This window comes from Streptomyces sp. NPDC007875 (genome assembly GCF_042868035.1).
GTDB classification, from domain to species: Bacteria; Actinomycetota; Actinomycetes; order Streptomycetales; family Streptomycetaceae; genus Streptomyces; species Streptomyces antimycoticus.
In genome coordinates this window covers 412,280-433,112 of record NZ_JBIADZ010000002.1, presented here as the reverse complement: position 1 = coordinate 433,112, position 20,833 = coordinate 412,280, and the positions used below count along the sequence as shown (strand labels likewise).

The window sequence follows — 20,833 nt, the reverse complement described above, 5'->3', positions numbered from 1 at the left end:
GCCGGTCGGGGCTCAGCCGTCCATCCCGGCGAGCACCAGCGGCAGCCGGGTCGCGCCGCCCTCGGTGATCCGCACCGGGACGCCCCAGTCCTGCTGGTGCACATGGCAGGCCGGGTACTCGTTGCTCGGGTCGTCATCACAGGAGGCGGCCATCGCCGAGACATGCAGCACGCCCTCCGTCACGCCCTCCGTAAGGACGAGCTCACGGTTCAGATCCGTGCCCGCGCCCTCGCCGCCCGCCAGCAGCTCGGGCGGGGTGGAGCTGACCAGCAACCGGGTGGAGGGGCCGTAGCGGGTGTCCAGTTTCTGCCCCTCGGGCGCCTGGAAGACCACGTCCAGCCGGAACGTCCCCGGGGCGATGTCGGTCGCGGCACGCTGGGTGCGGTGGGCCACCGCGTCCACCCTTACGGCCTCCTCCGGCAGCCGCAGCCGGGTCAGCCGGTGCCGGGCGGACTCCACCACGACGATGTCCCCGTCGGCCAGGACCGCGCCGGAGGGCTCGCGCAGATCCGTCGCGAGCGTGGAGACCTCGCCAGTGGCCGGGTCGTAGCGGCGCAGCGCGTGGTTGTAGGTGTCCGAGATCGCCACCGAGCCGTCGGGCAGCGCGGTGACGCCCAGCGGATGCTGGAGCAGCGCCTGTTCGGCGGCGCCGTCCCGGTGGCCGAAGTCGAAGAGCCCGGTGCCGACGGCCGTACGGACGGCGAAGCCGTCACCGTCGCGCTCGACGTACCGCACCGCGGACGTCTCGGAGTCCGCGATCCACAGCCGGTCCTCGGTCGCGGCGAGCCCGGAGGGCTGGGCGAACCACGCCTCCTCGGCGGGGCCGTCGACCAGACCCTCGTTGGTGGTCCCGGCGGCGGACCGTACGGCCTGGGCCTCCGGGTCGTAGGTCCACAGCTGGTGGACGCCCGCCATGGCGATCCACAGCCGGCCGGCGAACCAGGCGACGTCCCAGGGGGAGGACAGGTCGACCTCCCGGGCGGGCCCTTCGGTGGGCGACCCCTGCCACCACTGGCGGCCGGTCCCGGCGAGCGTGGTGACCTCGCCGGTGGCCGGGTCGAAGCGGCGCAGCGCGTGGTTCACCGTGTCGGCCACGGCCACGGCGCCGTCGGGGAGCAGGGCGAGCCCCTGGGGCTCGCTGAAGCGGGCCCGCTCGCTCGTGCCGTCGGCAAGGCCGCGCTCGCCCGCGCCGATCCGCCGCACCACGCTCTCGCCGTCCGCCGCGAGCTCCACCAGCTGATGGCGGGTGGTGTCCGAGACGAGGAAGGTGCCGCCGGGCAGCAGCAGCGCCTTACCGGGGAAGCGCAGTTCGGTGGGGACCGGCTCCGGAGGCACGTACGGGCCGTCGCCGCGCCGCAGGGTGCCCTTGCCGGCGTGCTCGGCCTCGAGCTGCCCCACGAGGGTCTCCAGGGCGTGCGCATGGCCCTCGCCCGCGTGCTGGGCGACCACATAGCCCTCGGGGTCGACGACGACGAGGGTGGGCCAGGCCCGTACCGCGTACTGCTTCCAGGTGGCCAGCTCGGGGTCGTCGAGAACCGGGTGGTGCACCTCGTAGCGCTCGACCGCGTCCACGACCGCCTGGTGCTCCGCCTCGTGGACGAACTTCGGCGAGTGCACCCCGACGATCACCACGGTGTCGCGGTGCTTCTCCTCCAGCTCGCGCAGCTCGTCCAGGACATGCAGACAGTTCACACAGCAGAAGGTCCAGAAGTCGAGAATGACGATGCGCCCTCGCAGGTCGGTGAGGGTGAGGTCGTTGTCGCCGGTATTGAGCCAGCCGCCCCGGCCGATCAGCTCGGGGGCGCGGACGCGTGCACGTGGAGCCATATCCCCATGAAACAGCAGCCCCACCCGTGTCATTCCCCCGCCCCCCGATGGCTTTCGACCGATGTGCGGGGGTCTGTCCGGAGATAAGGCGGGGGCGGGCGCACACTACCATCGCGAGCAGGCCGCCAGCCGCCGATCCGGGCCTACGATCAGAGCCGAAAGCACTGCCCGCGCGCTCGTGGGCAGCGTAACTTGAACGCACACACCAGCACCCAGCCCGCGCACCAACCGCCCGAGGGGTCCCGTGACCGTCCATCCCAGCCTTCAGACCTCCATCGATGCCTGGACGCACTCCATCGACGCGATATCGGAGTTGGTGAATCCGCTCGCGGAGCGCGAGTGGAACCTCGCCACCGAGTGCCCGGGATGGTCGGTGCGGGACGTCGTCTCGCATGTGATCGGACTCGAATGCGAGATGCTCGGCGATCCCCGCCCCATCCACACGCTGCCGCGCGACCTTTTCCACGTCACCAACGAGCTGTCGCGGTACATGGAGGTCCAGGTCGACGTCCGGCGCTGTCACACCGCGCCCGAGATGACCTCCGAGCTGGAGTACACCGTCATCCGGCGGGGCCGCCAGCTGCGAAACGAGAAGCGCGCCCCGGACGCCATGGTGCGCTGGCCCGGCGGCTCCGAGGTGACGCTGGGGGAGGCCCTGATGAAGCGGGTCTTCGACGTCTGGGTGCATGAGCAGGATCTGCGCCGGGCGCTGAACAAGCCCGGCAATCTGGACTCGCCGGGCGCCACGATCACCCGTGACCTGCTGCTGTCGGCGCTGCCGAAGGTGGTCGCCAAGGACGCGGGCGCGGCGCCCCAGTCGGCCGTCGTCTTCGATGTGAACGGCCCGCTGGAGTTCATGCGGACGGTCCGGGTCGACGCGGACGGCCGGGGCAGCATCGACGGCAGCGTCTCGCTCGGGCCGACGGCCACGCTCTCCCTGGACTGGGAGACCTACCTGCGGCTGGCATGTGGGCGGGTGCGGCCCGAGGCGGTCTCGGAGCGACTGAAGATCGAGGGCGACCAGCAGCTGGCCGAGGCGATCCTCGGCAACTTCGCGATCACGCCGTAAGCCCCTTGGGGGTCACGCCGTGAGCCGCCTCGGGGAGCACGCCGTGACGCCCCTGGGGGTCACGCCGGTACGTGCACGGCCTCGACACGGCTCGCGACCACACGCTCGCGCTCCCGGCGGTGCACCCGTCCGCGCAGCCGCAGGATCTGGCTGATGCCGAGCGCCTGCAGCACGAACACCGAGGCGAACGCGATCCGGTAGTTCTGGCCGGTCAGGTCCAGCAGCACGCCGACGGCCAGCAGTGTGGTCATCGAGGCCGTGAAGCCGCCCATGTTGACGATTCCCGACGCGGTGCCGATCCGCTCGGGCGGATTGGCGGGCCGGGCGAAGTCGAAGCCGATCATCGACGCGGGCCCGCAGGCGCCGAGCACGACGCACAGGACCACCAGCAGCCACATGGGCGCGTGGGCGGACGGCCAGACCAGCACAGCCCCCCACAGCAGCGCGGTGGCGGCCACCGTGCCGAGGGCCAGCGGGGCGCGGGCGGCGTGGTGGCGGGCGATGACCTGCCCGTAGACCAGGCCGACCGCCATGTTGGAGAGCACCACGAGGGTCAGCAGCTGACCCGCGGTCGCCTGGGACAGCCCCTCCGCCTCGACCAGGAACGGCATCCCCCACAGCAGCAGGAAGACCATCGCCGGGAACTGGGTGGTGAAGTGAACCCACATGCCGAGCCGGGTGCCGGGCTCGCGCCAGGCGTCCGCGATCTGCCGGCGGACGTAGTCGGCGCCCAGGTGCGTGGCGGGCGCGGGCTCGAAGCCCTTCGGGTGGTCCTTGAGGAAGAACAGCACCAGGACGAAGACGGCCAGGCCGCCGAGCGCGCTGCCCGCGAAGGTCGTGGTCCAGCCGACGCCGTGCAGGGCCCGGGCGATCACCAGCGTGGAGACCAGGTTGCCCGCCATGCCGAAGAGCCCGGAGATCTGGGCGATGAGCGGCCCGCGGCGGGCCGGGAACCAGCGCGAGCCGAGCCGCAGCACGCTGATGAAGGTCATCGCGTCACCGCAGCCGAGCAGCGCCCGGGAGCCCAGCGCCATCGCGTAGGAGTGGGAGAACGCGAAGCCGAACTGCCCCAGAGTGAAGAGCACCACCCCGAGCATGAGCACCTTACGGGTGCCGAGACGGTCGACCATGAGCCCGACCGGTATCTGCATCCCGGCGTAGACCAGGACCTGCAGGATGGAGAAGGTCGACAGCGCCGAGGCGTTGATGTGGAAGCGCTCGGCGGCGTCGATACCGGCGACGCCGAGGCTGGTGCGATAGGTGATGGCGACGAAATAGACGGCGACGCCCAGACCCCACACGGCGACGGCACGACGGCCGCCGGGCGGATCCCCGGGCAACTGGGCCGAGGTCATCGCTCCTCACCCCGGGCGAGGTTGTTCACCCAGCTGATGTGGCGCTGCACCATCCCGGACGCGAACCCGGCGTCCCCGGCGCGCAGGGCCCGGAGGATCTCCGTGTGCTCGGTGATGTTCTTGGCGATGCGGCCGGGCTCGGCGTGCATGGTGGCCACGCCCATCCGCAGCTGGCGGTCCCTCAACTGGTCGTACAGCTGCGCCAGGATGGCGTTTCCCGCCGCCCTGACGATCGCCGCGTGGAAGCAGCGGTCGGCGGCCGCGAAGGCGGCCAGATCCCCGGCCGCGGCGTGCACCTTCTGCTCCTCCAGCAGCTCCTCGAGCCGCCCCAGCAGCTGCTCCCCGGCCGGGACGACCTTGGCGACCGCGTACTGCTCCACCAGCAGCCGGGTCTCGACCACGTCCGCGATCTCCTGCGAGGAGACGGGCAGCACCAGGGCGCCCTTCTTCGGATAGAGCTTGAGCAACCCCTCGGCCTCCAGCCGCAGCAGGGCCTCCCGGACGGGCGTGCGGGAGACCCCGACGGCGTCCGCGAGTTCGCCCTCGCTCAGCAGTGTGCCGCCCTCGTAGCGGCGGTCGAGGACGGCTTGTTTGACGTGGTGGTAGACGCGTTCGGCGGCAGGGGGCGGCTTGGTGGCCGTATCGGCGGGACTCATGATGCGCACATCATAGATACAAGATGCATGCACACTCACCCCCCGTCCGCGATGCGGACGGGGGATGAGTTCTGCCGCTACATCACGCCCAGGTGATCAGGCGCTTCGGCCGCTCCAGGACGGCCGCGACGTCCGCGAGCACCTTGGAGCCCAGCTCGCCGTCGACCAGCCGGTGGTCGAAGGAGAGCGCGAGTGTGGTCACCTGGCGCGGCTTGACCTCGCCCTTGTGGACCCACGGCTGGAGCTTGACGGCGCCGAAGGCGAGGATCGCGGACTCACCGCGGTTGAGGATCGGCGTGCCCGCGTCGATGCCGAAGACGCCGACGTTGGTGATGGTGACCGTGCCGCCGGACATCGCGGCAGGGGTGGTCTTGCCCTCACGGGCGGTGGTGACCAGCTCACCCAGGGCGGACGCCAGTTCGGGCAGGGTCTTGGCGTGGGCGTCCTTGATGTTGGGGACGATCAGCCCGCGCGGCGTGGCCGCCGCGATGCCCAGATTGACGTAGTCCTTGTAGACGATCTCCTGGTTGTCCTCGTCCCAGGTGGCGTTGACGTCCGGGTTGCGCCGGATGGCCACCAGCAGGGCCTTGGCGACCAGCAGCAGCGGGTTGACCCGCAGCCCGGCCATCGCCGGGTCCTGCTTGAGGTCGGCGACGAGCTTCATCGTGCGGGTCACGTCGACCGTCACGAACTCGGTCACATGCGGGGCGGTGAAGGCGCTGTTGACCATCGCCTGCGCGGTGGCCTTCCGTACGCCCTTCACGGGCACCCGCCGCTCCCGGCCCTCCACGGCCCTGGAAGGGGCCGCCACGGGCGTCTCCCGGGCCGTCTGGACGGCCTCGGCGGCCGCGTGGACATCCTCGCGGGTGATGATCCCGTCCGGGCCACTCGGGGTGACCGCCTCCAGGTCGATGCCCAGGTCCTTGGCCAGCTTGCGGACCGGCGGCTTGGCCAGCGGCCGGGCCGGCCGGCCGCTGCCGTTCAGCTCGGGCGCGGGGGCGGCCTCGGGGCGCGCGGGCGCGGGGGCGGGCTCCTGGGGCGCGGGCGCCCCGGCGGAGGGGGCGGGCGCGGAGCGCTGTGAGCCCGGCAGCGGCTTGCGCGGACGGCGCTTGGTGGAGGCGGGCGCCGCCCCGTAGCCGACCAGATTGGCCTGGCGGCCCTCCTTCTCGGCGGGCTCGGCCTCGGCGGCGGGCTTCCCGGCGGGCTTCCCGGCGGCGGGAGCGGCCTGGGGCGCCGCCTCCCCCGCACCCGGGTCGGTGTCCACCGAGATGATCGGCGTGCCCACGTCCACGGTGGTGCCCTCGTCGAAGCGCACCTCGTGCACCACGCCGTCGAAGGGGATGGGCAGCTCGACGGCGGCCTTGGCGGTCTCGACCTCGCACACCACCTGACCGTCGGTCACGGTGTCGCCCGGCGCCACGAACCACTTGAGGATCTCGGCCTCGGTCAGCCCCTCGCCCACATCGGGCATCTTGAACTCACGGAAGCGCTGTTCGACTGCGGTCATCGTCACGATCTCCTCAAGCCCTTCAGTACGCCAACGCGCGGTCTACGGCGTCGAGCACCCGGTCCAGCCCCGGAAGGTACTCGTCCTCGAGCCGTGACGGCGGGTACGGCGAGTGGAAGCCGCCGACCCGCAGCACCGGAGCCTGGAGGTGATAGAAGCACCTCTCGGTGATGCGTGCGGCGATCTCCGCCCCGGTGCCCAGGAATACCGGAGCCTCGTGGACGACGACCAGCCGCCCCGTCCGCTCCACGGAACGCTGGATGGTGTCGAAGTCGATCGGCGACATCGACCGCAGGTCCACGACCTCGATCGACTTGCCCTCCTCGGCGGCGGCCGCGGCGGCGTCCAGGGCGACCTTCACCATCGGGCCGTACGCCGCGAGGGTCAGGTCCGCCCCCGGCCGCACCACCCGGGCGGCGTGCAGCGGACCGGGGATCGCGGCGGTGTCGACCTCGGACTTGTCGTGGTAGCGGCGCTTGGGCTCGAAGTAGATCACCGGATCGTCGCTGCCGATGGCCTGCTGCAGCATCCAATAGGCGTCGGAGGCGTTGGCGGGCGAGATCACCTTCAGCCCGGCCACATGCGCGAACAGCGCCTCCGGCGACTCGCTGTGGTGCTCCACCGCGCCGATGCCGCCGCCGTACGGAATGCGGACGACGACCGGCAGCTTGACCTTGCCGAGCGAGCGTGCGTGCATCTTGGCGAGCTGGGTGACGATCTGGTCGTAGGCGGGGAAGACGAAACCGTCGAACTGGATCTCCACCACCGGGCGGTAGCCGCGCAGCGCGAGCCCGATCGCGGTGCCCACGATGCCGGATTCGGCGAGCGGGGTGTCGATGACCCGGTCCTCGCCGAAGTCCTTCTGCAGCCCGTCGGTGACGCGGAAGACGCCTCCCAGCTTGCCGACGTCCTCGCCCATGATCAGGACCTTGGGGTCGGACTCGAGGGCCGTGCGCAGTGACGCGTTGATCGCCTTGGAGAGCGACATCTTCTCGGCGGCCATGTCAGATGCCCTCCTCAGCGGTGACGAACGAAGCCTGGTACTCGGCGAACTGCGCCCGCTCCTCGTCCACGAGCGCGTGCCCGTCGGCGTAGGTGTGCTCGAACAGCGCCATGTCATCGGGGTCGGGCATGGCCCGCACCGCGTCCCGTACCCGCTTGGCCAGCGCGTCGCTCTCCCGCTCCAGCTCGGCGAAGTACGCGTCGTCGGCCAGGCCCTCGCGGGTCAGCAGGGTGCGCAGCCGCAGGATCGGGTCCTTGGTCTCCCACAGCTCCCGCTCCTCGGGGGAGCGGTAGCGCGTCGGGTCGTCGGAGGTGGTGTGGGCGCCCATGCGGTAGGTGAACGCCTCGATGAGCATCGGGCCCTGCCCGGTGCGCGCCCGCTCCAGCGCGGCCTTGGTGACGGCCAGGCAGGCGAGCACGTCATTGCCGTCCACCCGCACCCCGGGGAAGCCGTAGCCCTGGGCGCGCTGGTAGAGCGGGACCCGGGTCTGCTTCTCCGTGGGCTCGGAGATGGCCCACTGGTTGTTCTGGCAGAAGAAGACCACCGGGGCGTTGTACACCGCGGAGAAGGTGAACGATTCGGCGACATCGCCCTGGCTGGAGGCGCCGTCGCCGAAGTAGGCCAGGACCGCGGCGTCGGCGCCGTCCTTGGCGATGCCCATCGCGTAGCCGGTCGCGTGCAGCGTCTGCGAGCCGATCACGATGGTGTACAGGTGGAAGTTGTTGCTGTTCGGGTCCCAGCCGCCGTGGTTCACCCCGCGGAACATCCCCAGCAGATTGGTCGGGTCCACGCCCCGGCACCAGGCCACACCGTGCTCGCGGTAGGTGGGGAAGACGTAGTCGTCGTCGTGCAGCGCCCGGCCGGAGCCGATCTGCGCCGCCTCCTGGCCGAGCAGCGACGCCCACAGGCCCAGTTCGCCCTGGCGCTGCAGGGTGGTCGCCTCGGCGTCGAACCGCCGTGTCAGCACCATGTCCCGGTACAGACCGCGCAGCTCCTCCGGGGTCGGGTCGATGGCGTATTCGGGGTGCTCGACACGCTCGCCCTCGGGGGTCAGCAGCTGTACGAGTTCGGTCTGGCCCTCAGGCTGCTTCTTGGCGTCCCGCGCGGTGGTGCTGCGCTTGGCTCCGCTGCGGCGCGGCTTGCGCGCGGCAGTGCTCTCCACGGTCACGTGTGCTCCTCCGTCTGTCCGGCCCCCGGGATCCGCCGGCGGCCAGTTGCGGCTCGCCCGTTCCGTCTCGGCACACGGGGTGGGTGCGCCGAGGCATGGCCGGGCGTGACAGGTTCCCGGCGGCTGGCCCTGCACAAGGCACGTTACCCAGTGCGTCGCATGTCTGCGAAACCCCACCTGACCTGCAATTTTGCTTGGATTTCCAAGTAAATCGCGCGAGAGGGGAAACATCCACTGGTCACAGCCCCGCAGGCCGCCGGACAAGCGCACGTTATCCCGCTGGACAAGGGCACGGGAAGACATCGTGTGTGAGACTGGATCCGTGCGCGAAGAAGGAAAAATAGGGATTTTCCTGGTTGACGACCATGAAGTCGTCCGACGCGGCGTACGGGATCTGCTCGCGAGCGAGCCGGACATGGAGGTGGTCGGCGAGGCGGGCACCGCGGCCGACGCCCTGGCGCGGATCCCGGCCGCCCGTCCGGATGTCGCCGTCCTTGACATCCGGCTGCCCGACCGCAGCGGGGTCGAGGTCTGCCGGGAGATCCGCGCCCGCGACGAGAGCATCCGCTGCATGATGCTCACCTCCTTCGCCGACGACGAGGCACTCTTCGACGCCATCATCGCGGGCGCCTCCGGCTATGTCCTGAAAGACATCCGCGGCGAGGAACTGCTCTCCGCCGTCCGGGACGTGGCCGCGGGGCGGTCGCTGCTCGACCCGGTGGCCACCGCCCGGGTGCTGGAGCGGCTGCGCGGCCAGACGGCCGCCAAACCGGACGACCGGCTGGCCGCCCTCACCGAGCAGGAGCGCCGGATCCTGCTGCTGATCGGGGAGGGGCTCACCAATCGGGCGATCGGCGAGCGGCTCCATCTCGCCGAGAAGACGATCAAGAACTATGTCTCCAGCCTGCTCGCCAAGCTGGGCATGGAGCGCCGGTCGCAGGCGGCGGCCTATGTCGCCCGGATGCAGGCGACGCAGCCCCAGAAGCACTGACCCGGGCCCTGGCCCCGCCTCGGTCAACCGCCCGCACCGGGCGAAGGGACACTCCGGTCGACCGGCCGCACCGCTCAAAGGGCCACCCCGGCCGACCAGCCGCACCCACCAGCGCCGTGCCCCGTCTCCGCGCACCGGCGCCGTGCCCCGTCTCCGCGCGCCGTGGCGGTGATCCCCGGTGATCTAACATCTGGCAGGTGCCGCGCTCACATGTACACTCCGCCGAGGCCGCTCCCGACGGGGAAACCCTGGGCGCCCTGCTCCGCCGCTACGACAGCGCCGGTGAGGCCGTCTCCTGCGAACCACTCACCCAGGGGCTGCTCAACCGGGGCTACCGCCTCGCCACCACCCGCGGCCGGTTCTTCCTCAAACACCACCTCGACGGCGACCGCACCGCCATCGCCCGCCAGCACCGGGTCACCCAGCGGCTGGACGCGCTCGGGGTGCCCGTCGCCCCGCCGGTCCCCGACGCCGACGGCCGTACGGTCGCCGTCATCGGCGGCCGCTGCTACGCGTTACACCCCTGGATCGACGGACAGCACCGCGCCGGAGGTGAGCTGACCACCCCCCAGTGCTGGCGGCTGGGCGGCCTGCTCGGGCTTGTCCACACCTGTCTGGAGCGCGTCATGCGGGCCCGTACGGGCGACCGCCGGCCGCCCGAGGAGGCGGCCGACCCCGAGGACACCTTCGCCGTCATCGACGAGCTGCTCACGCTGATCCGGGGCCGCCGGGACCGCGACAGCTTCGACGAGCTCGCCGAGCACCGCCTGGTCGAACGGCGGGCGCTGCTGGAACGGCACGCCCACCGCCGCCCGGAGGCCCACGCCGTCCCGGTCGCCGGCTGGGTGCACGGCGACTTCCACCCGCTGAATCTGCTCTACCGCGACACGGAACCGGCCGCCATCGTCGACTGGGACCGGCTCGGGGTACAGCCGCGCGCCGAGGAGGCGGTCCGGGCCGCCGCGATCTTCTTCGTACGGCCCGACGGCACCCTGGAGCTCACGAAGGTGCGCTCCTACGCACGGGCGTACCGCTGCACGGCGGGGGCCGGGTCCTCCGAGATGGCCGCGGCGGTGCACCGGGTGTGGTGGGAGCGGCTCAACGACTTCTGGATGCTGCGCTGGCGCTACCAGCGCGGGGACCGGCGCGCCGATCCGCAGTTCCCGGCGGCCGCCGCGCTGGTGGTGTGGTGGACCCGGGAGTACGACGCGGTCCGGGACGCCTTCTGCGGGTGACCTCTGGGGCGACCTCTGCGGGTGACCTCTGGGGCTGCAGGGGGCGCCGGGGGGCGCCCCCTGGCCGTTACGGGATGCCGCCGTCCGTGGCGCCCGTCGTACCGGTGGGATCGGCGGTGGGCTCGGTCGGCCCGTCGTCGGTGGGCTCGGTGGTCGGCTCATTGCCGCCCGGGGTGGTCGGCTCCTCGGTGGGCACGTTGGTGCCCGGGTCCGTCTCCGAGTCCGTCGGCTCGTCCGTGGGGTCATCGGAGTACGTCGGCGTCGGGTCCTCGGACGGGGTGTAGTCGTCGTCCGTGTTCCCGGCGGTGGAGTCGTCGGTCGGGACCGAGTCGTCGCCCGTGTCGTCGGTCGGCTTGTCGCTCGGCTTGGTGGTCTTGTCCTGGGTGACCGACGTCTTGGGCTTGCTCGGCTCACCCCCGCCGTCCTTCTTGCCGTACTGCAGGGCGAAGGCGACCCCCGCCGCGACCGCGAGCACCGCGAGCACCGCGATCAGCCACACCTTGCCGCGGCCCTTACGGCCGCCGGAACCGCCGTGGTAGCCGCCGTCACCGCCCCCGGGGCCGGTGACGATCGGCTGCTGGGAGGTCTCGCCGTGGCCGGGGTGCGGCAGCGCGGTGGTGGCCCCGGGCACGCCCGGCATGCCCATGGCGGGGGTGGCGGCGCCCAGGTGCTGGGTGACCGGGCCGGTGTTCCAGACGCCGGTGTGGCCGCCCGCCTCATGAAGCATCTGCAGCGCGTACTGGACCATTCCGCGCATTTCCTCGGCGCTCTGGAACCGGTCGTCCGGGTCCTTGGCGAGGGAGCGCATGACCAGGCCGTCCAGCTCCGGCGGCACGGTGCCGGAGGTCTCCGAGGGCGGCACCGGGGTGTCCTGGACGTGCTGGTAGACCACCGACAGCGGGGTCTCCCCAGTGAACGGCGGGCGAAGCGCCAGCAGTTCGTAGAGCAGACATCCGGTGGCGTACAGGTCGGAGCGGTGGTCCACGGCCTTGCCGAGGGCCTGCTCCGGCGAGAGGTACTGGGGTGTGCCCATGACCATGCCGGTCTGGGTCATCGTGGACTGCGCGCCGTGCAGGGCGCGGGCGATGCCGAAGTCCATCACCTTGACCGCGCCGCTGTGGGTGATGATCACGTTGGCGGGCTTGATGTCACGGTGCACGATGCCGTGCTGATGGCTGTAGGCGAGCGCCTCCAGCACCCCGGAGACGATGATCAGCGCCTGATCCGGCGGCGGGGCCTCGGCGTTGAGCAGCAGATCGCGGATGGTCCGGCCCTCGACCAGCTCCATGACGATGTACGGCACGGTGTTCTGGCCGACGGTGTCCTCGCCGGAGTCGTAGACCGCCACCACGGCGTGGTGGTTCAGCCCCGCGACGGACTGCGCCTCGCGGGTGAAGCGGGCCTTGGACACCGGGTCCTCGGCCAGATCGGCGCGGAGCAGCTTGACCGCGACCGTCCGGCCGAGCCGGAGGTCCTCGGCGGCGAAGACTTCCGCCATACCGCCGCGGCCGAGACGACCGGTAAGCCGATATCGACCATCGCCAACAAGTCCTCCGTTACCCCACGCTTCGGGCATATCCGGCATGCCGGACCCGCTGGCGTCAGGTTCGGAGGGCCCCTGGGCGCTCTGGGTCTGTGCCATCGGTCCTCGCCGTCTCGTTCTCGGTGGGGGTCTGGTCGAGATCGCCCCGCCCGCGGGCGGTACGGTTCCTGCCTAGGCACGCTACAGCCTTCGCGCCGCACATCGGTTGGTGATGGACCGGCCATCAAACCTGTTGACGCCAAAGCGATGCAAATCGCGTGACGGGTTCTTGCTCATCCGGTCACGGAACGGGCACGCGGCTTGACGTGTCCGTGGCCTGGGGCAGACTTGGCCACGATATCCAGAACATCAAGATCAATGCGTCGAAACGTGCGCGTCAGAGTAGTGAGTGCGCCGAGGGGGAAGTACGAAATGAGCCAGTACGGCGCATCGGGCAGGTATCACGGCCACTCCCTGGCGAACGGCCGCTATCAACTGCGTGACCTGCTGGGCGAGGGCGGAATGGCTTCCGTTCACCTGGCCTATGACTCCGTACTGGACCGCCAGGTCGCGATCAAGACGCTGCACACCGAGCTGGGGCGCGAGCAGTCCTTCCGCGAGCGGTTCCGCCGCGAGGCCCAGGCTGTAGCGAAACTCACGCACACCAATATCGTCTCGGTCTTCGACACCGGCGAGGACTCCGTCGACGGCTCCTTGATGCCGTACATCGTCATGGAGTACGTCGAGGGCCAGCCGCTGCGCGCGGTTCTGGACGGCGATGTCCGGCAATACGGTGCGATGCCGACCGAAAAGGCGCTGAAGATCACCGGCGATGTGCTGGCGGCGCTGGAAATCAGCCATGAGATGGGGCTGGTTCACCGCGACATCAAGCCCGGTAACGTGATGATGACCAAACGTAATGTGGTCAAAGTCATGGACTTCGGCATCGCCCGCGCCATGCAGTCCGGGGTCACCTCCATGACCCAGACCGGCATGGTCGTCGGCACCCCGCAGTACCTCTCCCCCGAGCAGGCGCTGGGCCGCGGCGTCGACGCCCGCAGCGACCTGTACTCGGTCGGCATCATGCTCTTCGAGCTGCTGACCGGCCGGCTGCCCTTCGACGCGGACTCGCCGCTGGCCATCGCGTACGCGCACGTCCAGGAGGAGCCGGTCGCGCCCTCCACGATCAACCAGTCCATTCCCCCGGCGGTGGACGCGCTGGTCGCCCGTGCCCTGAAGAAGAACCCGAACGAGCGCTTCCCGACCGCCGAGGCCATGCGCGACGAATGCGCCCGGGTCACCCGTACCGGGCAGACCGGCGCCTCCCCGATCATCATCAGCGGCGGTCCGCCGGCCCGCAGCGGCGTCGGTGTCGGTTCGGCGGTCTTTCCGCCGATCGACCAGCAGACGCCCGCCCCCGGCCCCGGCAGCGTCCAGACGCCGTATCAGCCGCAGCCCTCCGCCGGGCAGTACGGCGCCTTCGGCCCGTCCACCCCGGCCCCGGCCACCCCGCCGATGGGGCAGCACGGCTACCAGACCCCGGCGCCGTCGTATCAGGGCCCCAGCACCCCGCCGCCGTACAGCATCTCGCCCTCGGCGCCGTCCGGAGGCGGCGGCAACAGCAACAAGCGCGTGATCATAGGCTCGGCCGTCGTCGCGGCGGTCGCGGTCATCGCCGTGGTCCTGGCCATCGCGTTCAGCGGTGATGGCGGCTCCAAGGACGAGAGCAAGGGGGGCGGGGGTGGCGGCAAGCCGTCGAAGCCGTCGGCCTCCGACACCGCCGCGGGCTTCCGCATGGGCGACAAGACCAAGACGATCGAAACATCGAAGTGCACCGACGCCTACGAGGACTCCGACGAGAAGGGCACGTACTCGGTGCCCGACTTCCAGAACCTCTACATCGACTCGGTGAAGAAGTGCATCCGGGCCGCGGGCTGGAAGTACCGCGTGGTGACGCAGGACGAGAATCTGTGGGGCAAGGGCACCGTCCTCAATTACACGTACCGGAACTACGAGCCGTACAACCCCAAGACGGACACCATCGAGCTGACCGTCTCCACGGGTAACCCGGGGTAGCCACGGCTCTGCGCCGACCACGTGCCCGGCGCACCCCGCCCGACTCCGCACACGACGCCGCGGGCCGCACCTTCCGGTGCGGCCCGCGGCGTCGTTTCGGCGTACGGTGCGTGGCTCAGAGATACGGGCCCGAGCGGGCGCCGCCCGGCTTGGGCACGTCCTCGTCCTCCTCGCCCCCGCCGAGCCCGGGCGGCAGCGCCCGGCGCATCTGCTCCAGCTGGGCACGCGCCGCCATCTGCTGCGCGAACAGGGTGGTCTGGATGCCGTGGAACAGCCCCTCCAGCCAGCCGACCAACTGGGCCTGGGCAATGCGCAGTTCCGCCTCGGTCGGCACCGCCTCGTCCGTGAAGGGCAGCGACAGCCGCTCCAGCTCCCCGATCAGCTCGGGTGCGAGCCCGTCCTCCAGCTCCTTCACCGAGCTGGAGTGAATCTCCTTGAGCCGGACCCGGCTGGCCTCGTCGAGGGGTGCGGCGCGCACCTCCTCCAGGAGCTGCTTGATCATGCTGCCGATCCGCATGACCTTCGCCGGCTGCTCGACCATGTCTGTCACGGGAATCTCGCGCGACTCGTCGCCACCACTGCCCTCGCCAGAAGCAGGAGCGACGCCGCCGAGTGCCATGCCGTCCGGACCGACGACCAGGACGTGCGGGCTCTCCTGCGCTCGTTCGTTCATCGGCTGGTTCATACCCCCATTGTTCCGCACCGGCATCCGGTCCGGCGGGCGAGGGTCGAGGATTCGGCGCCGATGTCAGCGGCGGCGCAGCCGCAGACCGAAGAACGCCAGGCCGAGGCCGAGACCGGTGAGCGCCAGACCGGTGCCCAGCGGCAGCACCCGCATCGCCCGCTCGCTGGGCTCGGCGGCGGTCCGCTGAGCGCCGTAAGGCTGCCCGGAGGGGAGCGGCTCGCGCGCCTGGTGGCGATCCGGGCGCTGCGGCATGGGGAGGGAGGACGGCGTCCACTCGGGCACCAGCGAGAACCGCCCGGTCCCCTCGTCGCTCTCGCTCTCGTTCCCGTCTCCGTCCCTGTCCCCGTCCCGTGGCCCGGCCGAGGGGTCCTCGTCCGACGGTGAGGGGGCGGGGGGCCGGGTGCGGCCGGGGTGCGTACGGCCCTCGCCCGCCCGGGTGCCCGCCAGCCCACCGCCGTCGTCGTCGGCGCGAGCGGCGGGGGTGGTGGAGGCGGCGGATGCGGCGTGGGCCGCCTGGGCCGCCTGGGTGGCGGTCAGGGCGGTGCCCGCCAGCAGGGCCGCCGCGGGGAGTGTGCGGAGTGTCGCAGGGTTCACGGTGGTCACCCTCCCGTGCCAAACCGTTGCATAACGGGATCAGCGTCACATGAGGGTATACACCAGGCACCCTGGGCGCCACCGTACGGACCGCGAGGCCGCCGTACGGACGGCGACACTGCCGTACGGACCGCGACGCCGCCGTGGCTGCGACGCTGCCGTCCGTACGGGTCGCTCCAGGCCGGGGCCGGGCGGTTCCGGGGCGACCCGGCGGACCGGCGTGCGTACCCGCCGGACCGCCCCGTACGACCGGTCCTCACGGCTTCCGTCAGAGCCCCGGGCCTGCCCGCGCCGCTCAGGTCGTCAGCAGGATCTTCCCCACGTGCTCGCTGGACTCCAGCAGCCGGTGGGCCTCCGGGGCATCCCGCATCGGGATGGTGCGGTAGACGATCGGGCGGACCCGGCCGCCCGCGATCAGCGGCCAGACGTGCTCCTGCACCGCCGCGGTGATCGCCGCCTTCTGCGCCAGCGAGCGGCCCCGCAGTCCGGTAGCCGTCACGGCGGCGCTCTTGGAGAGGAGGGTGGCCAGGTTCAGCTCGGCCTTCGCCCCGCCCTGCAGCCCGATGATCGCCAGTCGGCCGTTGGTGGCGAGCGTCTCCACATTCCGGGCGAGGTACTTCGCGCCGATGATGTCCAGGATGACGTCCGCTCCGGCACCGTCGGTGGCCCGGCGGACCTCCTCGACGAAGTCCTGCTCGCGGTAGTCGATCAGGACGTCGGCGCCCATTTCCCGGCAGGCCGCCAGCTTCTCCGGGCCGCCCGCGGTCACCGCGACCCGCGCCCCGACGGCCTTGGCTAGCTGGATCGCCATGGTGCCGATACCGCTCGATCCGCCGTGCGCCAACAGCGTCTCGCCCGGCCGGAGATGGGAGATCATGAAGACGTTGGACCATACGGTCGCGGTCACTTCGGGCAGCGCGGCGGCCGTGACCAGGTCCACGCCCTCGGGGAGGGGCAGCAGCTGCCCTGAAGGGACCACCACCTTCTCGGCATATCCACCGCCCGCGAGCAGGGCGCACACCTCGTCGCCCACTGCCCAGCCGGTGACGCCGGGGCCCAGCGCCGAGATCCGGCCCGAGCACTCCAGTCCGGGGTAGGGCGGGGCTCCGGGGGGTGGCGGATAGACGCCCTGGCGCTGCAGCACATCCGCGCGGTTGACGCCGGCGGCGGCCACGTCGACCAGGACCTCGCCCTCACCGGGTACGGGATCGGGGACCTCGGCCCATACCAGGGCTTCGGGGCCACCGGGTTCGGGAATCGTGATCGCATGCATGGCCGCGAGGCTACTCCTGGACCATCGGCGCGCGAACGATCGTGATCAGCCGGTCGGCCGCCTGCAGCGGGCTGGCGTCAGGGTCGTCGTACGCAAGCAGACGATGGCCGCGCAGCACCGACACCACGAGGTCGTCCGTGTCCCGCACCGACTTGCCCACCTCCGCCTTCACCACCGTGCGCTCCACCAGGTCCAGACCCGATCCCTGCTGGATCAGATCCTCGATCACCGCCCCGGCTGTCGGGCTCTGCACGCTCATGCCCAGCAGCCGGCCGGCCGCGCTGGCGCTGGTGATCACCGCGTCGGCTCCGGACTGGCGCAGCAGCGGCGCGTTCTCCTCCTCGCGCACCGCCGCCACGATGTTGGCGCCCCGGTTGAGCTGCCGGGCCGTCAGCGTGACCAGGACGGCGGTGTCATCGCGCTGGGTGGCGATCACGAACTGACGGGCGCGCTGCGCCTCCGCGCGCAACAGCACATCGCTACGGGTCGCGTCGCCCACCACCCCCGCGAACCCGTCCGCGTTCGCCGCCTCGATCACCTTGTGGTTGGGGTCGACCACGACCACCTGGTTCTTGGAGAGTCCCGTCACGCAGAGCGTCTGCACCGCGGACCGCCCCTTCGTGCCGAAGCCGACGACGACGGTGTGATCACGCAACGCTGACCTCCAGCGGTTCAGGCGGTACTGCTCGCGGGTTCGTTCGGCCAGGACTTCCAGGGTGGTGCCGACCAGGATGATCAGAAAGAGCACGCGCAACGGCGTGACCAGCAGGATGTTACTGAGCCGCGCGCTGTCGCTGTACGGCACGATGTCGCCGTATCCGGTCGTCGACAGCGTGACGGTCGAGTAGTAGACGGCGTCGAGGAAGTCGACGTTTTCGTCGGAGTTGTCGTGGTAGCCGGCGCGGTCGACGTACACGATGACCACTGTCAGCACCAGCACCAGCAGCGCCAGCAGCAGTCGGCTGGCGACCTGGCGCAGCGGGCCCGCGGGGAAGCGGGGCAGATGGACGCGGTGGCCGCCGTCCCCGGGGGTGCGGGCGGCCGCGTCATGGCTGGGCAGCTTCACGCCGGGCCCTCCTGGGGGGATATGTCCTCACCGTCTCCGTGGCCCGCTGCTTTGTCCGTGCGGTAGCCGGCTCGGCCCGTGTGGCGCGATTGGTCCGCGTAGCTCAGTTGCTCTGTCGCGATCGCCGACCACGGGAGATCGAGCACCTCGACCTCGGTGCCCCGCTTCGCCCCACCCGGCGGGATCACGGCGAGGCCGTCGGCCACCGCGATTCCGCGCAGCATCGCCGGGCCGTTGAAGCGCAGCGGCACCGCCGCGTCCTGCCGGAAGGTCACGGGGACCAGCCGGGTGTCCCGCGGATGCCCCTGTACGGCCTCGGCCAGTGGGGCCGGGCCGGGGGCGGGGGCCGGGCGGCCCGTCAGCGTCCGCAGCAGCGGCTCCGCGAGAGTCAGCAGACCGGACACCGCCGCGAGCGGATTGCCCGGGAGCCCCACCAGATGGCGGGCGGGGCGGGATTGGGGTCCGGGAGTTTCGGACTTTTCGGGGTTCTCAGGGTTCTCAGGGTTCTCGCGGTTCTCGCGGTTCTCGCGGTTCTCGCGGTTCTCGCGGTTCTCGCGGTTCTCGCGGTTCTCGCGGTTCTCGCGGTTCTCGCGGTTCTCGGGTGCGAGGCGGGCGAGCAGCATGGGGTGGCCGGGGCGCACCGCCACCCCGTCCACCAGCAGTTCGGCGCCCAGGCGGCGCAGGGTGGGGTGGACATGGTCCACGGGCCCCGCGGCCGTGCCCCCGGTCGTCACGACGACATCGGCGGACGACTCGGCCACCGCCGCACACACCGCGTCCGCCTCGTCGGCCAGCCGCCGGGTGCCCGTGACCTCGGCACCGAGCGCCCGCAGCCACGGCCCGACCATCGGCCCCAGCGCGTCCCGGATCCGGCCGTCGTGCGGCAGCCCCTCGGTGAGCAGCTCATCGCCGAGGACCAGCACCTCGACGCGCGGCCTGCGCACCGTCGGCAGCTCGTCGTACCCGGCTGCGGCGGCCAGGCCCAGTACGGCCGGGGTGACCAGGGTCCCGGCGGGGAGCAGCTGATCGCCGCTGCGGCACTCCTGGCCGCGGGTGCGGATGTCCTGGCCGAGGACGACGGGATGGGCGGCGGACGCGTGGAGCCAGCCGTCGCCCGCGTCGGTGCCGTACTCGCTGCGCAGCACGGCGGTGGCGCCGGGCGGGACGCGGGCACCGGTGGCGATGCGGACGGCGTGCCCGTCGGGCAGGGCGGCCGCCTCACCGTGTCCGGCGAGGATGCCGTGGTCCTGGTCCTTTTCGTCAGTGGGCAGCCGCCAGGGGCCGGGGCCCGCGAGCGCCCAGCCGTCCATGGCGGAGGTGTCGAAGGGCGGCAGGTCGGTGAGCGCGGCGAGCGGCGCGGCCAGGACCTGCCCGAGCGCCTCGGACAGCGGCCGCATCACCGGGGCGGCGTGGGCGGCCTCCTTGACGGCGGCGCGGGCGGCGATGGCGCGGGCGTCGGGCCAGGAGGTGGGGCTGCGGTGCGGTTCGTCCATAAGGGGGTGCGGGTGGGAGGTAGGTGCGGCTGGGGTGCGTTTCGGGTGCGGGGCCGGGGTCTGCGGGGCGGGGGCCCTGGACCGCATATTTTTGGTGCCAGTGCCCTCTGACGTCGGGTTACCCAGAAATTGGCGCCATACGTAAACGTCAGCGTCCAGAACCCCAGCCCCTCCCGCCCCCTCCCCTCCCGTCTCTTCGCGGCGCTCCCGCCGTTTCCCCGGCCGCTCATGGGCCAGGTCGAGCGCGGTCTCGGCCCAGTCCGTCCCGGTCGAGTCGGCGCTGTCGTCGCGGCCTCGTCCCGGGGCGGGCCGGTCCGAGCGGCCATTGGCCAAGTTGAGGGCCGCGTCCGCCCAGTCCTCCTCATCGGAGCGCCCGGGGCCCTCCGGTGCGGGCTCCGCCTCGTTGGCCAGCGCCAGCGCCTCCTCGACCTCTCGATCGAGCGGGTCCCCGTCCCGGGGGTTGCGTGGTGTCACTGCTCCTCGGCCCAACGCGCGGCCAGCGCCGCGGCCTTCTCGGTCGCGGCGGCCAGTGCCTCCGGGCCGCCGCCCTTCTGGGCCGCGGCGTAGCCGACGAGGAAAGTGGTCAGCGGGGCGGCAGGCCGGGCGACGCCATGTGCGGCGTCACGGGCCAGATCGAGTAGCGCCGCGGTGTCGACATCCAGGTCGATGCCGAGCTCGGCCTTGACTGCGGTAATCCATTCGTCCAACACGCGTCCATGCTCCCTGATACGCGCTCGAGCCGTGGTGATGTCCTCCCAGGTGTCGCAGTCGAACGACGCCGTGGGGTGCTGGAGGCGGGCCAGGACCAGCTCGGAGACGAGCAGGCGCAGGGGCAGCCCGCCGAGACCGCCGTGTTCGGTGGCGAGGAGGGCGATCTCGCGGCGCAGCGGCTCGGCACGGTAGGCGGCGACAAGGGGCTGCTGGCGGCCGTCGGAGTCGATGAGCACGGCGCCTTCGGTGCCCTCGACCCCGTTGAGGAGGGTCTCCACGGTCTCGGGGGTGAGGAAGGGCAGATCGGCGGAGAGGACGAGGACGACCGGAGCGGTGGTCTGCCGGACGCCCGCGTCGACGGCCGCGACCGGGCCGCCGCCGGGGGGCTCCTCCCGGGCCCACCGCACGGGCCGCACCGTGGGCCTGCGCGGGCCGACGACGACGGTCCGCCCGGCGCCGCGGCAGGCGTCCAGCACCCGGTCGAGCAGGGCTCGCCCGCCCACCCGCAGTGCGGGCTTGTCCACCCCACCGAGCCGCCGAGCGGCGCCCCCGGCCAGGATCACCGCGTCATACGCACCTGGAGTCACCCCATGAGTATGGCG

The 20,833-nt window shown here is 71.7% G+C and carries 17 protein-coding genes; 4 read left to right on the top strand and 13 right to left on the bottom strand.

The window, feature by feature from the left end:
* Window positions 1-12: 12 nt before the first annotated feature.
* Window positions 13-1,827: an NHL domain-containing thioredoxin family protein gene (locus ACFYOY_RS05695; RefSeq protein ID WP_388584993.1), complete on the bottom strand. Its 1,815-nt coding sequence runs from the start codon at window positions 1,825-1,827 to the stop codon at window positions 13-15.
* A gap of 244 nt (window positions 1,828-2,071) precedes the next feature.
* Here ACFYOY_RS05695 and ACFYOY_RS05690 point away from each other — a divergent pair, with 244 nt between their 5' ends.
* The gene (locus ACFYOY_RS05690) at window positions 2,072-2,896 is read left to right on the top strand and encodes a maleylpyruvate isomerase family mycothiol-dependent enzyme (protein WP_351883530.1); all 825 of its coding nucleotides are present in this window, start codon (window positions 2,072-2,074) and stop codon (window positions 2,894-2,896) included.
* 59 nt (window positions 2,897-2,955) lie between these two features.
* Here the strand turns inward: ACFYOY_RS05690 and ACFYOY_RS05685 are convergent, their stop codons facing one another.
* From ACFYOY_RS05685 to pdhA, 5 genes are all read right to left on the bottom strand, one after another.
* On the bottom strand, window positions 2,956-4,251 hold the full coding sequence (locus ACFYOY_RS05685; protein ID WP_351883532.1) for an MFS transporter: 1,296 nt from the start codon (window positions 4,249-4,251) through the stop codon (window positions 2,956-2,958).
* Complete coding sequence (locus ACFYOY_RS05680; RefSeq protein WP_388584989.1) at window positions 4,248-4,907, bottom strand: GntR family transcriptional regulator; 660 nt, start codon at window positions 4,905-4,907, stop codon at window positions 4,248-4,250. The genes ACFYOY_RS05685 and ACFYOY_RS05680 overlap by 4 nt, the downstream gene beginning before the upstream one ends.
* Before the next feature lie 82 nt (window positions 4,908-4,989).
* The gene (locus tag ACFYOY_RS05675; protein WP_388584986.1) at window positions 4,990-6,414 is read right to left on the bottom strand and encodes a dihydrolipoamide acetyltransferase family protein; all 1,425 of its coding nucleotides are present in this window, start codon (window positions 6,412-6,414) and stop codon (window positions 4,990-4,992) included.
* 22 nt (window positions 6,415-6,436) lie between these two features.
* The gene (locus ACFYOY_RS05670; RefSeq protein ID WP_351883537.1) at window positions 6,437-7,417 is read right to left on the bottom strand and encodes an alpha-ketoacid dehydrogenase subunit beta; all 981 of its coding nucleotides are present in this window, start codon (window positions 7,415-7,417) and stop codon (window positions 6,437-6,439) included.
* A 1-nt stretch (window position 7,418) separates the two neighbouring features.
* A complete protein-coding gene (gene pdhA / locus ACFYOY_RS05665; protein WP_351883539.1) occupies window positions 7,419-8,585 on the bottom strand; it encodes a pyruvate dehydrogenase (acetyl-transferring) E1 component subunit alpha in 1,167 nt (388 codons plus the stop codon).
* Between the two features lie 322 nt (window positions 8,586-8,907).
* Between pdhA and ACFYOY_RS05660 the strand changes: the two genes are divergently transcribed.
* Both ACFYOY_RS05660 and ACFYOY_RS05655 read left to right on the top strand, forming a co-directional pair.
* On the top strand, window positions 8,908-9,576 hold the full coding sequence (locus ACFYOY_RS05660; protein ID WP_059143791.1) for a response regulator transcription factor: 669 nt from the start codon (window positions 8,908-8,910) through the stop codon (window positions 9,574-9,576).
* 197 nt (window positions 9,577-9,773) lie between these two features.
* Window positions 9,774-10,811 (top strand): phosphotransferase, encoded by a 1,038-nt coding sequence (locus ACFYOY_RS05655; RefSeq protein WP_351883541.1) that lies wholly within the window; start codon window positions 9,774-9,776, stop codon window positions 10,809-10,811.
* Window positions 10,812-10,878: 67 nt separating this feature from the next.
* Here the strand turns inward: ACFYOY_RS05655 and ACFYOY_RS05650 are convergent, their stop codons facing one another.
* Window positions 10,879-12,453 carry a protein kinase gene (locus ACFYOY_RS05650; protein ID WP_351883543.1) on the bottom strand — a complete coding sequence of 525 codons (1,575 nt, stop codon included), beginning with the start codon at window positions 12,451-12,453 and terminating at the stop codon, window positions 10,879-10,881.
* A 312-nt stretch (window positions 12,454-12,765) separates the two neighbouring features.
* Between ACFYOY_RS05650 and ACFYOY_RS05645 the strand changes: the two genes are divergently transcribed.
* Window positions 12,766-14,409 carry a protein kinase gene (locus ACFYOY_RS05645; RefSeq protein WP_351883545.1) on the top strand — a complete coding sequence of 548 codons (1,644 nt, stop codon included), beginning with the start codon at window positions 12,766-12,768 and terminating at the stop codon, window positions 14,407-14,409.
* Between the two features lie 115 nt (window positions 14,410-14,524).
* Here ACFYOY_RS05645 and ACFYOY_RS05640 read toward each other — a convergent pair whose 3' ends face one another.
* The 6 genes from ACFYOY_RS05640 to ACFYOY_RS05615 all read right to left on the bottom strand — a co-directional run bounded on the left by ACFYOY_RS05640 (window position 14,525) and on the right by ACFYOY_RS05615 (window position 20,818).
* The gene (locus ACFYOY_RS05640) at window positions 14,525-15,094 is read right to left on the bottom strand and encodes a bacterial proteasome activator family protein (protein ID WP_351883547.1); all 570 of its coding nucleotides are present in this window, start codon (window positions 15,092-15,094) and stop codon (window positions 14,525-14,527) included.
* Between the two features lie 63 nt (window positions 15,095-15,157).
* Complete coding sequence (locus ACFYOY_RS05635) at window positions 15,158-15,688, bottom strand: hypothetical protein (RefSeq protein ID WP_388584980.1); 531 nt, start codon at window positions 15,686-15,688, stop codon at window positions 15,158-15,160.
* A gap of 295 nt (window positions 15,689-15,983) precedes the next feature.
* A complete protein-coding gene (locus ACFYOY_RS05630; RefSeq protein WP_351883551.1) occupies window positions 15,984-16,961 on the bottom strand; it encodes an NAD(P)H-quinone oxidoreductase in 978 nt (325 codons plus the stop codon).
* A gap of 10 nt (window positions 16,962-16,971) precedes the next feature.
* Window positions 16,972-18,027: a potassium channel family protein gene (locus ACFYOY_RS05625; protein ID WP_388584977.1), complete on the bottom strand. Its 1,056-nt coding sequence runs from the start codon at window positions 18,025-18,027 to the stop codon at window positions 16,972-16,974.
* Window positions 18,024-19,607 (bottom strand): molybdopterin molybdotransferase MoeA, encoded by a 1,584-nt coding sequence (locus ACFYOY_RS05620; protein WP_388585291.1) that lies wholly within the window; start codon window positions 19,605-19,607, stop codon window positions 18,024-18,026. The genes ACFYOY_RS05625 and ACFYOY_RS05620 overlap by 4 nt, the downstream gene beginning before the upstream one ends.
* 383 nt (window positions 19,608-19,990) lie before the next feature.
* On the bottom strand, window positions 19,991-20,818 hold the full coding sequence (locus ACFYOY_RS05615) for an NTP transferase domain-containing protein (protein WP_351883555.1): 828 nt from the start codon (window positions 20,816-20,818) through the stop codon (window positions 19,991-19,993).
* Between the last annotated feature and the right edge of the window lie 15 nt (window positions 20,819-20,833).

What these genes read in the sequence shown, in the direction of transcription:
- ACFYOY_RS05695 (WP_388584993.1), bottom strand. Translation starts at nt 1,827, where the DNA reads ATGGCTCCACGTGCACGCGTCCGCGCCCCCGAGCTGATCGGCCGGGGC.
- ACFYOY_RS05685 (WP_351883532.1), bottom strand. Translation starts at nt 4,251, where the DNA reads ATGACCTCGGCCCAGTTGCCCGGGGATCCGCCCGGCGGCCGTCGTGCC.
- ACFYOY_RS05680 (WP_388584989.1), bottom strand. Translation starts at nt 4,907, where the DNA reads ATGAGTCCCGCCGATACGGCCACCAAGCCGCCCCCTGCCGCCGAACGC.
- ACFYOY_RS05675 (WP_388584986.1), bottom strand. Translation starts at nt 6,414, where the DNA reads ATGACCGCAGTCGAACAGCGCTTCCGTGAGTTCAAGATGCCCGATGTG.
- ACFYOY_RS05670 (WP_351883537.1), bottom strand. Translation starts at nt 7,417, where the DNA reads ATGGCCGCCGAGAAGATGTCGCTCTCCAAGGCGATCAACGCGTCACTG.
- ACFYOY_RS05650 (WP_351883543.1), bottom strand. Translation starts at nt 12,453, where the DNA reads ATGGCACAGACCCAGAGCGCCCAGGGGCCCTCCGAACCTGACGCCAGC.
- ACFYOY_RS05645 (WP_351883545.1), top strand. Translation starts at nt 12,766, where the DNA reads ATGAGCCAGTACGGCGCATCGGGCAGGTATCACGGCCACTCCCTGGCG.
- ACFYOY_RS05640 (WP_351883547.1), bottom strand. Translation starts at nt 15,094, where the DNA reads ATGAACCAGCCGATGAACGAACGAGCGCAGGAGAGCCCGCACGTCCTG.
- ACFYOY_RS05630 (WP_351883551.1), bottom strand. Translation starts at nt 16,961, where the DNA reads ATGCATGCGATCACGATTCCCGAACCCGGTGGCCCCGAAGCCCTGGTA.
- ACFYOY_RS05620 (WP_388585291.1), bottom strand. Translation starts at nt 19,607, where the DNA reads ATGCGGTCCAGGGCCCCCGCCCCGCAGACCCCGGCCCCGCACCCGAAA.